Below are 14,537 nucleotides of genomic sequence, written 5' to 3'. Positions count from 1 at the left end.
CCTTATCCGCTCGCACCGAGGAGATACCGCGTGGGTACCGCCGGATCTCCGTGGGACAGACCAAGACCTTCCCACGGGAGACTGACAAGGTTGTCGGCCAGGTGGGTGCGGCCGTCGGCCAGCGTGGGCAGGCCCGGAACCGGATCGCCGTCCCGGACAAGGGGAATCTGCAAGGGGCGCAAGGTCAATCCGTCCGCGGGCGGTGGCGCGCCGGTGGCCGGGTAGACGATCTCCTCGACGATCGTGCCGGTGGATCGGGCCGATCGGACGGCGGCCTTCGCGCCCCCCTTGGACTCCTTGTGGCTGGACCGTTTGGCCACCGGGATGCCGTCGACCTCGACGAGTTTGTAGATCATGCCGGCGGTCGGGGCGCCGCTGCCGGTGACCAGCGACGTGCCGACCCCGTAGATGTCGACGGGTTCGGCGCGCAGCGACGCGATCGCGTACTCGTCGAGATCGCCGGACACCACGATCCGAGTCTTTGTCGCGCCCAGGGCGTCGAGCTGGTCGCGGACCTGCCGGGCCAGCACGCCGAGGTCCCCGGAGTCGATGCGCACACCTCCGAGTTCGGGTCCGGCGACCTCGATGGCGTTGCGCACGCCCTGGGTGATGTCGTAGGTGTCCACGAGCAGTGTGGTGCCCACGCCGAGCCGGTCGATCTGCGCGGCGAACGCCGCCTTCTCGTCGGGCCCGTCCGGGCCGGTGAAGCCGAGGGTGAAGGCGTGTGCGGCCGTGCCGGCGCTCGGGACGCCGTAGGTTCGGGCGGCCTCGAGGTTGGAGGTCGTCGCGACACCGGCGAGATACGCGGCGCGCGCGCTGGCCACGGCGGCCCGTTCGTGGGTACGGCGAGAGCCCATCTCGATGATGGGCCGCGATGCGGCGGCACTGACCATGCGAGCGGCGGCCGACGCGATCGCGCTGTCGTGGTTGAGGATCGACAGCACCAGTGTCTCCAGCAGCACCCCCTCGGCGAAACTCGCTCGCACGGTGAGGATCGGCGAGCCGGGAAAGTACAGTTCGCCCTCGCGGTATCCGTCGATGTCGCCGGAGAAGCGGTAGTCGCGCAGCCAGTCGACGGTGTCCGGGTCCAGGAACCGGCTCACCAACGCCAGTTCGTCGTCGCCGAAACGGAAGTGCGCCAACTCGTCGAGCAGCCGTCCGGTACCGGCGACGACACCGTAGCGCCGGCCGTCGGGCAGCCGCCGGGCGAACACCTCGAAGACGCACGGGCGATGAGCCATCGGCGTGCGCAGCGCGGCCGACACCATGGTCAGCTCGTACTGGTCGGTGAGCAACGCGGTGTTGTCGATGGTCACAATCGCTTACCCTTGTCCGTATGGCGCCTGACGAGACTCGTGCGCATGAGGCTACCCCCGGCGGGGGCGGCGACGGGACATCTCCCGGCGGCACCGCGGTGGCCGAACCCGGCGTCGCGGACGGGGCGACGGCACTCGACCGGCCCTGGGTGACCATCGTGTGGGACGACCCGGTGAACCTGATGCGTTACGTCACGTTCGTGTTCCAGAAGATCTTCGGCTACTCGGAATCGCGTGCCAACGAACTGATGATGCAGGTACACACGGAAGGGAAGGCCGTCGTGTCGGCGGGTGACCGCGACAAGATGGAAGCCGACGTCCGCAAGCTGCACGCCGCCGGACTGTGGGCGACGATGCAGCACGACAGCTGACATCGCCGACGAGTTGACAAGGGGTCGAGACCAACCACGTGCGTACCTGGAAGCGCAAAGGCCGTGGCGCATCGATGCGTATCTACTCCCATCTCGATGTGCACGAGGTGGAACTGCTCGCGTCGATGGTGACGTCGCTGACCGAACTGCTGACCGAGCGCGAGTCCACCGCGCCCCACGACGAGTTGTCCGAGCTCACCGGAATCCCGGTGGGCCACACGACCGCACCCACCGATGCGACGCTCGGCCGGCTGCTGCCCGACTTCCACCGACCCGACCAGGACCGGACGCTTTCGGCGGATGTGGTGAACGGTGATCTGAACGCGGCCCTGCGCAGTGTGCACGAGCCGCACATCATCGACGCCAAGATGGCGGCCGCGCAGTGCGTGCTGGACACGCTGCCGGCCGGTGGCGGTGAACTCGCGCTGACCGAGGCCCAGGCGACGGAGTGGCTGACCGCGCTCAACGACGTCCGCCTCGCGCTCGGTGCGATGCTCGGCATCACCGAGGACACTCCCGACCAGCTGCCGCCCGACCATCCGCACGCCGCGCATCTCGACGTGTATCACTGGCTGACCGTGATGCAGGAACTGCTCGTCGAAGCGCTGATGCGATGACCTCGTTCGCCACTGCGGGTGACCGGATCACCGATGTGACGGGAATCGAGGTCGGGCACCATCATCGACTCGATCCGGCGGCTTCGGTCGCGACGCCGGAGTCCTACGGATCGGGATGGGCGGCCGGCACCACCGTCGTGCGGATCACCGCGCCGGATGCCACATGCGCGGTCGATGTCCGCGGCGGCGGCCCGGGCACCCGGGAGACCGATCTGCTCGATCCGTCGAACACGGTGCGGACGGCGCACGCGATCGTGCTCACCGGTGGCAGTGCGTACGGGCTGGCCGCGGCCGACGGCGTCATGGCCGGCCTCGAGGAAGCAGGTGCCGGACTGGCGATGGACGAGCGCGGACACGTCGTACCAATCGTGCCCGCCGCGGTGATCTTCGACCTCCCGGTGGGTGCGTGGGATCTGCGGCCCGATGCGGACTTCGGTCGCCGTGCCCTGGCCGCGGCGTCGGCGGACGTGGCCGTCGGCTCGGTCGGTGCCGGAACTGGAGCGCGGGCCGGTGCGGTCAAAGGCGGGGTGGGCACCGCGTCGATCCGGATCGACGACGGACCGGCCGCCGGCGTCACCGTCGGCGCGCTGATGGTGGCCAATCCGGTCGGCTCGGTCATCGATCCCGAAACCGGATTGCCCTGGACGGCAACATCTTCTGAGATGCGACATCATCGGCTACGACAGCCGGTGGCCGCCGAGGTGGCACGGTACGCCGACCTGGTGGCCAAGCAGACGGTGCTCAACACGACCATCGGGGTGGTGGCCACCGACGCCGTGCTGGACCCCGCGTCGACGAAACGCGTCGCGATGGCCGCCCACGACGGACTCGCGCGCGCAATCGTGCCCGCCCATTCTCCGCTGGACGGCGACACGGTCTTCGCGGTCGCCACCGGCCGGGTGCATCCCGATCCGCCGCAACCGGTCCCGCAGGGGATGAATCCCGACGTCGCAGTGGTGGCCGAGATCGGGCGGGTCGCCGCCGTCGTGGTTGCCCGCGCGATCGTGGACGCGGTGCTCTCGGCCACGTCGGTGGCCGGGATTCCAGCCTATCGGGATGTGGTGCCGTCGGCGTTCGGCTGACACCGGGCACAGCTGTCGACGGTGCTCGGGTGCACTGTGCACGCGAAGGTGCCGCAGCGGTGTGGCTGATGTCATGGGGCAATCGGAATAGGGTCGAAGGACCGGGTGTTGGCAAGAGGCGATGTCTGCAGAAGGAGAGCTGGTGCTGACGATCAGCCAGGAGTTGGTCGACGAGATGGTCGCGCATGCACGCGCCGACCACCCGGACGAGGCGTGCGGCATCATCGCCGGACCCGAGGGATCCGATCGGCCGGAACGGTTCGTCGCGATGACCAACGCCGAACGGTCGCCCACCTTCTACCGGTTCGACTCCGGCGAACAGCTGAAGGTGTGGCGCGAGATGGAGCGCCTCGACGAGGAACCAGTGGTGATCTACCACTCGCACACCGCCACCGAGGCGTACCCGAGTCGCACCGACATCTCCTATGCGAGCGAACCGGGCGCCCACTACGTCCTGGTGTCCACCCGCGACGCCGACACCGCGGAGATCCGCAGCTATCGCATCGTCGACGGCGTGGTGACCGAAGAACCCATCGAGATCAGGAGCTGACCATGGCGGTAACCGTGTCCATCCCGACCATCCTCCGGACCCACACCGGCGGCGAGAAGCGCGTGGAGGCCGGCGGCGCCACACTGGCCGAGGTGATCGACAGCCTCGAGTCGGCGAACCCCGGCATCAAGGAGCGCCTCGTCGCGGACGGCAAGCTGCATCGCTTCGTCAACATTTACGTCAACGACGAGGACGTCCGATTCTCCGGTGGTCTCGACACCAGCGTCGACGACGGCGACGACGTCACCATCCTGCCGGCCGTCGCGGGCGGATAGTCGCAGGTGGCGCGCTACACCTCGCTGATCGAGTCGGTGGGGCACACCCCGCTGATCGGCCTGCAGCGTCTGTCCCCGCGGTGGGACGACACCGACCCCGACGATCCTGATGGCGGACCTCACGTCCGGCTGTGGGCCAAACTCGAGGACCGCAACCCGACCGGCTCCATCAAGGACCGCCCGGCGCTGCGGATGATCGAACAGGCCGAGCGTGACGGGCTCGTGCGGCCCGGCTCGACCATCCTGGAACCGACGAGCGGCAACACCGGCATCTCGCTGGCCATGGCCGCCAAGCTCAAGGGCTACCGGCTGATCTGCGTGATGCCGGAGAACACCTCCGAAGAACGCCGCTCACTGCTGAAAATGTTTGGCGCCGAGGTCATTTCGTCGCCGGCGGCGGGAGGGTCGAACACCGCGGTGGCCGTGGCGAAGAAACTGGCCGCCGAGAACCCCGACTGGGTGATGCTCTACCAGTACGGCAACGAGGCCAACATGCTCGCCCACTACGAGGGCACCGGACCCGAACTGTATGCCGACCTCCCGGAGATCACGCACTTCGTCGCCGGGCTGGGCACCACCGGAACCCTGATGGGTGTCGGACGGTATCTGCGGGAGCAGAATCCGGACATCGAGATCGTCGCGGCCGAGCCGCGCTACGGCGACGAGGTCTACGGGCTGCGCAACATCGACGAGGGCTTCGTGCCGGAGCTCTACGACGACACGGTGCTCACCCGGCGATTCTCCGTCCAGGGTGTCGACGCGGTGGCCCGGGTGCGGGAACTCATCGACGCGGAGGGCATCTTCGCGGGCATCTCGACCGGCGCCATCCTGCAGGCCGCCCGGGGGATCGGTCGCGGTGCGCTCAAGAAGGGACAGCGCGCCGACATCGGCCTCGTCATCCCCGACGCCGGATGGAAGTATCTGAGCACCGGAGCGTACGAAGGTAGCCTGGAGCAGGCAGAGGAAGCCCTCGAGGGCCAGCTCTGGGCATGACGCCCAGTTCTTCGCTGGTCGAGTAGCCCGCGAGGTGCCAGCCGCCCTTCGATGCGTTCGCAAGCTCGCTCACTCAGGACCCGCGGGCGTATCGAGACCTAGCCCGAACAGGATCAGCATGTCAGCCAGCCCCGCGCCCACCCGGCCCACGCCGCGGCCCCTGTGGCAACGGTCCGTCATCATCATGGCTGCGATCGCGGCCCTGCTGTTCGTGATCGAGGCCATCGACGCCGCGACGCACTATCAGCTCGACAACAACGGCATCGAGCCCCGGCAGATCGACGGACTCGACGGCATCCTGTGGGCGCCACTGCTGCACGCCGACTGGGCGCACCTGATCGGCAATCTGATCCCCGGCCTCGTGCTCGGGTTCCTGGTGCTGATGACCCGGCACTTCGTCATCGTGACCGCGATCGTCTGGCTGGTATCCGGGCTCGGGGTGTGGCTGTTCGCGCCGCCGTACACGATCACCGTCGGCGCGTCGGGGATCATCTTCGGCTGGCTCACCTACCTGCTCGTGCGCGGCCTGTTCAACCGCGACATCTGGCAGGTGCTCGGCGGCCTCGTGCTGTTCGTGATCTACGGGTCGATCCTGTGGGGCATCCTGCCGGGCAACCCGACGGTGTCGTGGCAGGGTCATCTCTTCGGCGCGGCCGGCGGCGTACTGGCCGCGTGGTACATCGCGGACCGTGATCGTCGTCGAAAGGCGAAGGCCGGACCCCAGTTTCCCGGACCCCAATACCCGGGCACGCAGTATCCGGGGGTGCGGTCATAGACACCGTCCCGTCTGACCCGATGGCGCCCATCGGGATCTTCGACTCCGGCGTGGGCGGACTCACCGTCGCCCGGGCGATCATCGACCTGCTGCCCGACGAAGACGTCATCTACATCGGCGACACCGCAAACGGGCCCTACGGGCCGCTGGCCATCCCCGACATCCGGCGGCACGCGTTGGCCATCGGCGACGACCTGGCCGGGCGCGGGGTGAAAGCGATTGTCATCGCGTGCAATACGGCTTCGGCGGCGTGCCTGCGTGACGCGCGGGAACGCTACGCGCCGATCCCGGTGATCGAGGTGATCCTGCCCGCGGTCCGGCGCGCGGTCATCGCCACCAAGACCGGCCGGATCGGGGTGATCGGCACCCAGGCGACGATCTCCTCACGGGCCTACCAGGATTCGTTCGCCGCAGCCCGCGACGCCGAGATCACCGCGGTGGCGTGCCCGCGGTTCGTCGACTTCGTGGAACGCGGCATCACCAGCGGCCGGCAGATCCTGGGGCTCGCGCAGGGCTACCTCGAACCGCTGCAGGAGGCCGACGTCGACACCGTCGTCCTCGGGTGCACGCACTATCCGTTGCTGTCGGGGGTGATCCAGCTCGCGATGGGGGACCAGGTCACCCTGGTGTCGAGTGCCGAGGAGACCGCCAAGGACGTCTTCCGCGTGCTGACCGAAGGCGATCTGCTGCACCCGCACACCGACCGGGTGGCGTTGCGACTGTTCCAGGCCACCGGCGACCCCGAGTTCTTCGCGCGCCTGTCCACCCGGTTCCTGGGGCCCGCGATCGGCCAGGTGCAGCACTTGTGAACCGTGATGAGTCATCGTTGACGACTTGTGACCGATATCCGGTCACGGCCGCCTGCGGGCATGGCACAGTAGCCCTATGCGTCTGACGGTCCTCGGGTGTTCCGGAAGTGTGGGTGGCCCGGGTGCCGCCTGCTCCGGATATCTCCTCGAGGTCGACGGCGAGCAGCCGGTACTGATGGACTGCGGACCCGGCGTGCTCGGTGAGCTGCAACGCCGCATCGACCCCAACGACGTCGACGTCATCCTCAGCCATCTGCACGCCGACCACTGCCTGGACCTGCCCGCGATGCTCGTGTGGCGCCGGTACGCCCCGCAACCGGCCACCACCCGCGCACGGCTCTACGGTCCGGCCGGCACCGACGTGCGGCTGGGTGCGGCGTCGTCAGAGGTCCCGGGTGAACTCGACGACATCACCGACACGTTCGACGTGATCGCGTGGCGCAACGGCGTCGACGTGTCGCTGAGTGGTCTGACGATCACCCCGATGTCGGTCAACCATCCGCCGGAGACCTTCGGCCTGCGGATCACCGGGCCCCACGGGCAGGTCATCGCCTACAGCGGCGACACCGGATTCTGCGACGAGGCGGTCGACCTCGCCGCCGACGCCGACATCTTCCTGTGCGAGGCGTCGTGGACCCACGCGCCCGAGGACCGGCCACCCAACCTGCATCTGTCCGGGCACGAGGCGGGGCAGATCGCGACCAAGGCCGGGGTGCGGGCGCTGGCGCTCACCCATGTCGCGCCCTGGTCGGACGCCGACGCCATCCTGGCCGAGGCGCGCTCGACCTTCTCCGGTCCGGTCGACCTGGTCCGGCAAGGGCAGGTGTTCGACCTCGTGCCGTGACGGGCGCGGATCCGGCACTGACTACAGTTGACGCCGTGACGACACGAGCCGATGGCAGAGCCGACGACGAACTGCGACCGATCACGTTCACCCGCGGATTCACCTCCCATCCCGCGGGATCCGTGCTGGTGGAGTTCGGTGACACCCGCGTGATGTGTACCGCGAGCGTGACCGAGGGGGTGCCGCCGTGGCGTCGGGGATCCGGGCTCGGCTGGCTGACCGCCGAATACGCGATGCTGCCGTCGTCGACGCATGATCGGTCGTCCCGCGAGTCGGTGAAGGGCCGCATCGGTGGCCGCACCCATGAGATCAGCCGGCTCATCGGCCGGTCGTTGCGCGCGTGCATCGACCTCGCCGCCCTGGGCGAGAACACCATCGCGCTCGACTGCGACGTGCTGCAGGCCGACGGCGGCACCAGGACCGCCGCGATCACCGGCGCCTACGTCGCGCTCGACGATGCCGTCACCTGGCTGCGTGCGGCGGGCCGGCTGAAGGACCCGCAGCCGCTGTCGTGCATGATCGCCGCGGTCAGCGTCGGTGTGGTCGACGGCCGTGTGCGACTTGACCTTCCGTACGAGGAGGATTCGCGGGCCGAGGTGGACATGAACGTCGTCGCCACCGACGCGGGTACCCTCGTCGAGGTGCAGGGCACGGGCGAGGGCGCCACCTTCGCGCGCGCCACCCTCGACAAGCTCCTCGACATGGCGATGGTCGGCACCGGGAAGTTGTTCGACGCGCAGCGTGAGGTGCTCGCCGCCCCCTACCCGGGCACGCTGCCCGGCAAGTCCTGATGGCGACGGTTCTCCTCGCCAGCCGCAACGCCAAGAAGCTCGCCGAGTTGCGCCGGGTCGTCGCGACCGCCGGGATCACCGGGCTCGACGTCGTCGGACTCGACGACGTCGACGACTATCCGGAGGAACCCGAGACCGGCGCGACCTTCGAGGAGAACGCGCTGATCAAAGCGCGGTCCGGCGCATCGGCAACCGGGTTGGCTTGTCTCGCAGACGATTCCGGCCTGTCGGTGGATGCGCTGAACGGGATGCCGGGCGTGCTGTCGGCGCGCTGGAGCGGGCGTCACGGCGCCGACGGGGCCAACAACGACCTGCTGCTCGCCCAGATCGCCGACGTCCCGGCCGAGCGCCGCGGTGCGGCCTTCGTGTCGGCGTGCGCGCTCGTGGTCCCGCCGGGGGAGGAGACGGTGGTGCGCGGCGAGTGGCGCGGCAGTATTCTCGCCGCGCCCCGGGGCGCCAACGGGTTCGGCTACGATCCGCTGTTCGCCCCCGACGACGATGTGGCGCAAGGTCGTTCGTCGGCGGAGCTCTCGGCGGCGGAGAAGGATGCGCTCAGTCACCGCGGAAAGGCGTTGGCGCAGTTGGTGCCCGCCTTGCGGGAGCTGTCAGGGGGCTGAGGGCCTGTTCGTCCGCGGGGTCTTGATTCGTCGGCGGTGAATTGTGCGCGAAGGAATCAAGAGGCCGCGGACGAACTCGTGTCCGGTTCTCCCGGGCGCTCGGAGCCACGATGGATCTCGAGCATGCGGGCGACCGAATCGGGCCAGCGGTAGCGTTCCGCGCGTGCCCGCGCCGCGCGCTCCCGCAGCGGGCGGGGCATCGCCAGCACCCGGTCGATCGCCTCGGCGAACCCGTCGCCCGAATCGTCGGCCAGCGCACCACAACTCGCGTCGACCAGACCGGCCACCGCCGACGATTGCGACGCCACCACGGGCGTTCCGGACGCCAGCGACTCCAGCGCCGAGAGGCAGAACGTCTCGTGCGGTCCCGGTGCCACGGTGATCTCCGTCGTGGCCAGCAGCGTCGCGATCTCACGACGATCCGGCACGTGCCCGAGGAAGGTGACCGGTAGTCCGCGTGCCGCGCGTTCGAGGGCGGGTCGTCGGGGACCGTCACCGGCCACCACCAGATGCACCGGTCGCCGCGCCGCGTGCAGTCGCGCGATCGCGGCGATGCTGCGGTCTGCGCGCTTCTCCGGGGACAGCCGGCCGCAATGGGTGATCAACGTGGTCGACTCGTCGGTGAATCGCGCCTGCATGGTCGGATCGGCATGCCGCGGGTCGAAGAGGTCGAGGTCGACGCCGAGCGGTGCCCGGTGGACGTTGCTCGCCCCGATCCGCCGGAACTCGGCGGCCGCGAAATCGGTGGTGCAGACGACCGCATCGAAGGAGCGGGTGGTGCGCCGATTGGCCTCGTCGGCGATCGCGCGCGCCGGACGGGTGGGCATCACCATGCCGAGGAGTCGATCGAGGCGTTCGTGGGAGACCATCGTCGCGTGGATGTCACGGGCGCGGGCCCAGCGCCCGAAACCGCGCAGCGTCAACCGATCCGACACCTCGATGGCGTCGGGCCTCAGGTGGGCGAGAACGTCGGCGACCCGGCGGGCGGACGCGACCCGATAGCCGCCGGAGCAGGGGAGTCGCGGCGCACGCACGTGGAGGCGCTCGACCCCACCGGCCAGCGTCTCGGAGAAATCGCGGACGCCGGGCACGACGAGGATGACCTCGTGACCGAGGGCGACGTAGCCGGCACCCCAGCGGTCGACGGCGGTTCGCAGTCCGCCGGAGCGGGCGCCGTAGAAGTTGGCGAGTTGCACGATGCGCACTCGCACAGTGTGGTCGGGTTCGGATGAACCAACGCCGATCGCACGGTCACGCGCCGAGGATCAGCTCGTGAACAGCCGGGGTCCGTGCGCCTCGGTCACAGGTTGTAGGTGGCTTTGACCTCTTTGGTGCGGATGTGCTCGAAGTAGAACGAGAGGAACGGGATGGTGCCGGCGATCGCGGTGACGATGATCTTGCCCAGCGGCCAGCGCACCTTGATGGCGAGGTCGATGGTGCAGATCAGGTAGACGAAGTAGACCCAGCCGTGCACGATCGGCACGAAGTCGAGGGAGTCGTTGCCGAAGCCGTACTTGACGATGAGTTCGGCGACCAGCAGCAGCAACCACAGACCGGTGATCCAGGCCAGGACGCGATAGCGCACGAGCGCGCTGCGCACCTTGTCGACGGGGGTGGTGGATGCCGGAGTGGTGGTGTCGGTCACCGGGGCTGTTCCTCACTGCTGGGGGTTGCGGTTGGTTGGCCGGACAGTTCGGCCAGGTACGAGTTGTACTCGGCGAGCGCCGAGTCCTCGGTCGGGTCGGGGGACGACGCCAGCGAGGATGCGCTGGGCGTGGTCGGTCGATCGGGCAGGATGCCTTCCGGGATCTCCGCGGCGCCCTTCGCGTCGGGGGCGAGCTTGCGTTGTTCCTCGGGGTCGCTCTCCAGGACGACGAATCGGCGGTACGCGTAGACGAACGCGACCGCGAACGCCGGCCACTGCAGGGCGTACCCGAGATTCTGGGCGGTTCCCGAGTCCGATTCGTAGCGGTCCCACTGCCACCACGCCAGGAGCAGGCACGTGATGGCGGCGACGCCGACCAGTGCGATCAGCGCCGGACGATGCCGCCGCCGAGGCGTGGTGGAACCGGATTGCATACCCTCGACGGTACCTGGCCAGCACTGATCGGGTCGCGGGCGGTACGCTGGGGCCGCGCCGGATGTGTCCGGTGCCACGCGCGAGTGGCGGAATTGGCAGACGCGCTGGATTTAGGTTCCAGTGTCTACGGACGTGGGGGTTCAAGTCCCCCCTCGCGCACCACCGATCACCTGCCGAACCACCGTCGCCACCAACTGCGGCGCTGTCCGGTCGCCAAGGCCACATCGCCCTCGCCGTTCAGATACGCGATCACCGCGTCGGCGACCTTGTTGGTCAGTCCCACCTCCCATGAGGTCCGGAACAGCGGCTGATCCGAGGCGAAGTCGTCGTTGTCGTCGACGATGGCATAGCGCGTGACCTCCGGATGGTCGGCGAGCCATTGTTCGATCTCGTCGCCGCGGGGCGCGAGCGGGATCGACGGTGTCATGCCGTAGAGGTCCGGTGTCACCTCCGCCCGAACCTCGGCCACGTTCTCCTCCCACAGACGCCACGTCGAGGAGAGCACGACCTCGCATTCGGTCTCCGCGATGATGCGGCGCACCCGCTTCGCCAGTGTCGGGTCGATCCCGACGATCCGTCCGTGACGCACACTCGTCCGCCGACTGTTGACGACGCCGTCGATGTCGAGGAAGAGCACCTTCATGCCCCAACTTCACACCGTCGCGGCGGACAGGGGCGCGAAATCCCGAGAGTCGGCACCCCAGCGCGGCAGTCAGCGACCGATCCGGCCCTCGACATAGTGCTTGCGGCACAGCGCGCGGTACATGACCGGTCCGCCGCGAGTATCACCGACCGCGATCACGTCACCCGATCGCATCACCAGTCCGTCGACGATCCGGGCGTTGAGGAATGCCGCACCGCCGCACCAGCACAACACGATCGACTGCATGCGGTGCACCTCGTCGGCGATCTCCACCAGCCGCGCCGCGCCGGGGAACAGGATGGACCGGAAGTCGGTGAGCAGACCGAACGCGAACACGTCGATGCTCTCGACGTCGACGACCCGGGCGAGCTGCTCGACCTGAGCCGGCGTGAGGAACTGTGCCTCGTCGCAGATCACGAAGTCGACCGCGCATTCCTCGTGACGCGTCGAGACGAGGGTGTAGAGGTCGGTGTCGTCGTCGAGCAGGTCGGCCTCGGATTCCAGGCCGATCCGGCTGCTCACCAGCGCCCCGCCGGACCGGTCCTGCTTGGTCACGAGCATTCCCGCGCGCCCCTGCTGTTGCTGATTGAACTGCGTCTGCAGGGCGAAGGTGGACTTCCCGGCACCCATCGGGCCGTGGTAGTAGATCAGGCGACCGGACATCGCCAGATCATCTCCCATCCGGCGACGGCGCGCCGGACTCGTGTCGTCGGCCACATCGCGACGGGCACGGACGCGGGCGGCCGCAGGGGCGTCAACCGACCGGCACGCGGGCGATGAAACCCGGCGGCCGGTCCGGCCGGAGTCAACCTAGGTTGACGATCGCGTCCTTCCTGGGCACCATGGACGCATGAGAACGGTGGTGGGAGATGGCGACGGCGATACGCCGATCGAGCAGCTGACGCGTATTGCGGCGTTGCGACGCGACATCGCACGCGAGGAGGAGGTCGCCGTGCGGCGCGCCCGGCAGGCCGGCCTCTCGTGGGCCGAGATCGGGCTCCTGCTCGGAGTGTCCAAACAGGCGATGCACAAGAAGTACCGGAAGGTCGGGTGAGTCCGATCCAGCCGTTGTCCGATGCCGCGGTCGTTGTTGACCTCGGCGCCGATCTCCGTGCGGCCCACTACAGTTCGGATGGTGTCGGAGCGCTGCTCTCGGATGCGGCCAACGAGGCGCTCGGGCGCGGGATCTGGTGGCCGGCCATGGCTGCGACCTCCGGCGTGTCCGGTGATCGTGCCGATCTCGCCACCATTGTCCGGCTGTTCCTGCTCGGTACTGATGAACCCGAAGACGCTGTTGCACATGCATTCTCCCGAAGTGGGATCGCTCGCCTCGTCGGCAACGGCGTGCTCGAGCAGCGCACCGACGGATCGCTGGGTGCGGTGCTCGACATCCGGCCGCACGCCGACGACGTCGGCGACTACCTCGTCGTGTCCGACCAGGATGCCGTGATGCGGTCGGCGCCGGTCCGCCACGATCATGTGCTCGGGATCGGTGGTGCGTCGGTGTCCTTGGCGCGAGCGGTGATTCGCCGGCCCGTGCGGCGCGCACTGGATATCGGGACCGGATGTGGCATCCAGGCATTGCACCTGGATGCGCACTGCGACGAGATCGTGGCCACCGACACCAATGAGCGGGCGCTCGCGCTGGCGGCGGCCACCGCTCGACTCAATGGGATGTCCTGGGATCTGCGCGCGGGCAGCCTGTTCGAGCCGGTGGCCGGCGAGCGCTTCGACCTCATCGTGTCCAATCCGCCCTTCGTCGTCGGCGCGGGCGCCCAGGACTACATCTACCGGGACTCCGGCATGGTGGGCGACGCGCTGTGCGCAGAGCTGATCCGGCAGATTCCCGACCATCTGAATCCCGGTGGCACAGCACAACTCCTGGCCAACTGGATCGTCCACACCGATACCCGACTGGGCCGAACGGGTTCGGGGCTGGCTCGCCGGCACCGGGCTCGACGCGTGGGTGGTCCAGCGTGAGCTCGCCGACCCGGTCAGCTACATCTCGCTCTGGCTTGCCGACGCCGGCGAATCGGCGGACGCGACCGCCGATCGTGGTGCGGCGTGGCTCAATTGGTTCACCGAACAGGACATTGCCGGTATCGGCATGGGCGTCATCACGTTACGCAAGCGCGCCGACGGTGACGGTGACGCCGGGCCGCCCGACCAGATCGTCGAGGAGATCACCGGAGCGGGCGAGGAGGTCACCGGACCCGAGGCCGATGCGTTCCTCGCGCGTCGGCACTACCTGCGCACGACGTCGGACGCGCAGCTTCTGACGGCTTGCCTGACCACGGCACCCGTGTTCCTCGAAGACCAGTCGCTGCCCGGAGACGATGGCTGGCAACAGGTTTCATCGGCGGTACGACGACCAGGCGGCCCCGCGGCGGTGCTCGGCGTCGACGAGGTGTCCCGTGCGTTGCTCGCGGGATGCCGCGGCCAGGTGCCGCTGGGTGCACTTATCGACCTGCTCGCCGGATTCCACGAGGTGGATTCCGACGCATTGGCCCAGGCCGCCCTGCCGGTGGTCCGAGAGGCGATCATGCGCGGAATTCTGTACGAGGTGAGGTGATCTCGATGCGGCGCCTCGCTGCGCTCGGAGCCTGATCCGAAGAGCTGCCCCACCTCGCTGATCGAGTAAGCGAGCGAGCTTGCGAGCCCGCGCATCGAGATCTGCCGGGCGAATTCAGGGGGTCGACGCAACACCGTCGTGTTGTTTCGGTGCTAAGAGTAGCTCATTGAGTTCGTGTGCGGGAGTGCGGAATCCAAGGGTT

18 protein-coding genes, 1 tRNA gene and 1 pseudogene are annotated in these 14,537 nt (G+C 68.7%); 14 read left to right on the top strand and 6 right to left on the bottom strand.

Annotated elements, in window-relative coordinates; translation table 11 throughout:
- Positions 1-2: 2 nt before the first annotated feature.
- The gene (locus ACWDTI_RS25925; RefSeq protein WP_449741009.1) at positions 3-1,316 is read right to left on the bottom strand and encodes a nicotinate phosphoribosyltransferase; all 1,314 of its coding nucleotides are present in this window, start codon (positions 1,314-1,316) and stop codon (positions 3-5) included.
- A gap of 20 nt (positions 1,317-1,336) precedes the next feature.
- Here ACWDTI_RS25925 and clpS point away from each other — a divergent pair, with 20 nt between their 5' ends.
- From clpS to rdgB, 11 genes are all read left to right on the top strand, one after another.
- The gene (clpS, locus tag ACWDTI_RS25920) at positions 1,337-1,687 is read left to right on the top strand and encodes an ATP-dependent Clp protease adapter ClpS (RefSeq protein ID WP_449741008.1); all 351 of its coding nucleotides are present in this window, start codon (positions 1,337-1,339) and stop codon (positions 1,685-1,687) included.
- Between the two features lie 38 nt (positions 1,688-1,725).
- Positions 1,726-2,304: an oxidative stress transcriptional regulator AosR gene (aosR, locus tag ACWDTI_RS25915; protein ID WP_449741007.1), complete on the top strand. Its 579-nt coding sequence runs from the start codon at positions 1,726-1,728 to the stop codon at positions 2,302-2,304.
- On the top strand, positions 2,301-3,386 hold the full coding sequence (locus ACWDTI_RS25910; protein WP_449741006.1) for a P1 family peptidase: 1,086 nt from the start codon (positions 2,301-2,303) through the stop codon (positions 3,384-3,386). Before aosR ends, ACWDTI_RS25910 begins: the two co-directional genes overlap by 4 nt.
- A 142-nt stretch (positions 3,387-3,528) precedes the next feature.
- Positions 3,529-3,936 (top strand): Mov34/MPN/PAD-1 family protein, encoded by a 408-nt coding sequence (locus ACWDTI_RS25905; protein WP_449741005.1) that lies wholly within the window; start codon positions 3,529-3,531, stop codon positions 3,934-3,936.
- Positions 3,937-3,938: 2 nt separating this feature from the next.
- The gene (locus ACWDTI_RS25900; protein WP_449741004.1) at positions 3,939-4,211 is read left to right on the top strand and encodes a MoaD/ThiS family protein; all 273 of its coding nucleotides are present in this window, start codon (positions 3,939-3,941) and stop codon (positions 4,209-4,211) included.
- A 6-nt stretch (positions 4,212-4,217) separates the two neighbouring features.
- Positions 4,218-5,204 (top strand): PLP-dependent cysteine synthase family protein, encoded by a 987-nt coding sequence (locus tag ACWDTI_RS25895; RefSeq protein ID WP_449741003.1) that lies wholly within the window; start codon positions 4,218-4,220, stop codon positions 5,202-5,204.
- Positions 5,205-5,322: 118 nt separating this feature from the next.
- Positions 5,323-5,979: a rhomboid family intramembrane serine protease gene (locus ACWDTI_RS25890; RefSeq protein WP_449741002.1), complete on the top strand. Its 657-nt coding sequence runs from the start codon at positions 5,323-5,325 to the stop codon at positions 5,977-5,979.
- A gap of 20 nt (positions 5,980-5,999) precedes the next feature.
- Positions 6,000-6,788, top strand: coding sequence for a glutamate racemase (gene murI, locus ACWDTI_RS25885; protein ID WP_449741001.1), 789 nt, complete (start codon positions 6,000-6,002; stop codon positions 6,786-6,788).
- 76 nt (positions 6,789-6,864) lie between these two features.
- Positions 6,865-7,632, top strand: coding sequence for a cyclic nucleotide-degrading phosphodiesterase (locus ACWDTI_RS25880; RefSeq protein WP_449741000.1), 768 nt, complete (start codon positions 6,865-6,867; stop codon positions 7,630-7,632).
- 35 nt (positions 7,633-7,667) lie between these two features.
- Positions 7,668-8,423, top strand: a complete 756-nt coding sequence (gene rph / locus ACWDTI_RS25875) for a ribonuclease PH (protein WP_449740999.1) — start codon at positions 7,668-7,670, stop codon at positions 8,421-8,423.
- On the top strand, positions 8,423-9,040 hold the full coding sequence (gene rdgB, locus ACWDTI_RS25870) for an RdgB/HAM1 family non-canonical purine NTP pyrophosphatase (protein ID WP_449740998.1): 618 nt from the start codon (positions 8,423-8,425) through the stop codon (positions 9,038-9,040). The genes rph and rdgB overlap by 1 nt, the downstream gene beginning before the upstream one ends.
- A gap of 56 nt (positions 9,041-9,096) precedes the next feature.
- Here the strand turns inward: rdgB and ACWDTI_RS25865 are convergent, their stop codons facing one another.
- The 3 genes from ACWDTI_RS25865 to ACWDTI_RS25855 all read right to left on the bottom strand — a co-directional run bounded on the left by ACWDTI_RS25865 (position 9,097) and on the right by ACWDTI_RS25855 (position 11,119).
- Positions 9,097-10,245 carry a glycosyltransferase gene (locus ACWDTI_RS25865; protein WP_449740997.1) on the bottom strand — a complete coding sequence of 383 codons (1,149 nt, stop codon included), beginning with the start codon at positions 10,243-10,245 and terminating at the stop codon, positions 9,097-9,099.
- Between the two features lie 95 nt (positions 10,246-10,340).
- Positions 10,341-10,685 (bottom strand): DUF3817 domain-containing protein, encoded by a 345-nt coding sequence (locus ACWDTI_RS25860; protein ID WP_449740996.1) that lies wholly within the window; start codon positions 10,683-10,685, stop codon positions 10,341-10,343.
- Positions 10,682-11,119 carry a transcriptional regulator gene (locus ACWDTI_RS25855; protein WP_449740995.1) on the bottom strand — a complete coding sequence of 146 codons (438 nt, stop codon included), beginning with the start codon at positions 11,117-11,119 and terminating at the stop codon, positions 10,682-10,684. Before ACWDTI_RS25855 ends, ACWDTI_RS25860 begins: the two co-directional genes overlap by 4 nt.
- A 78-nt stretch (positions 11,120-11,197) precedes the next feature.
- Between ACWDTI_RS25855 and ACWDTI_RS25850 the strand changes: the two genes are divergently transcribed.
- Positions 11,198-11,282: transfer RNA gene (locus ACWDTI_RS25850), tRNA-Leu, on the top strand.
- Positions 11,283-11,286: 4 nt separating this feature from the next.
- On the opposite strand, the gene ACWDTI_RS25845 is transcribed toward ACWDTI_RS25850, so the two are convergent.
- Both ACWDTI_RS25845 and ACWDTI_RS25840 read right to left on the bottom strand, forming a co-directional pair.
- Positions 11,287-11,763: an HAD domain-containing protein gene (locus ACWDTI_RS25845; RefSeq protein WP_449740994.1), complete on the bottom strand. Its 477-nt coding sequence runs from the start codon at positions 11,761-11,763 to the stop codon at positions 11,287-11,289.
- Positions 11,764-11,832: 69 nt separating this feature from the next.
- On the bottom strand, positions 11,833-12,426 hold the full coding sequence (locus tag ACWDTI_RS25840) for a thymidine kinase (RefSeq protein WP_449740993.1): 594 nt from the start codon (positions 12,424-12,426) through the stop codon (positions 11,833-11,835).
- 187 nt (positions 12,427-12,613) lie between these two features.
- On the opposite strand from ACWDTI_RS25840, the gene ACWDTI_RS25835 reads away from it, so the two are divergent.
- Both ACWDTI_RS25835 and ACWDTI_RS25830 read left to right on the top strand, forming a co-directional pair.
- The gene (locus ACWDTI_RS25835; protein ID WP_449740992.1) at positions 12,614-12,817 is read left to right on the top strand and encodes a hypothetical protein; all 204 of its coding nucleotides are present in this window, start codon (positions 12,614-12,616) and stop codon (positions 12,815-12,817) included.
- A pseudogene (locus ACWDTI_RS25830) lies at positions 12,814-14,335 on the top strand (DUF7782 domain-containing protein). The gene ACWDTI_RS25835 and the pseudogene ACWDTI_RS25830 overlap by 4 nt, the downstream one beginning before the upstream one ends.
- Positions 14,336-14,537 lie beyond the last annotated feature (202 nt).

The sequence above is a fragment of the Gordonia sp. NPDC003424 genome (genome assembly GCF_053588655.1).
This window is presented reverse-complemented; position numbering and strand designations above follow the sequence as displayed.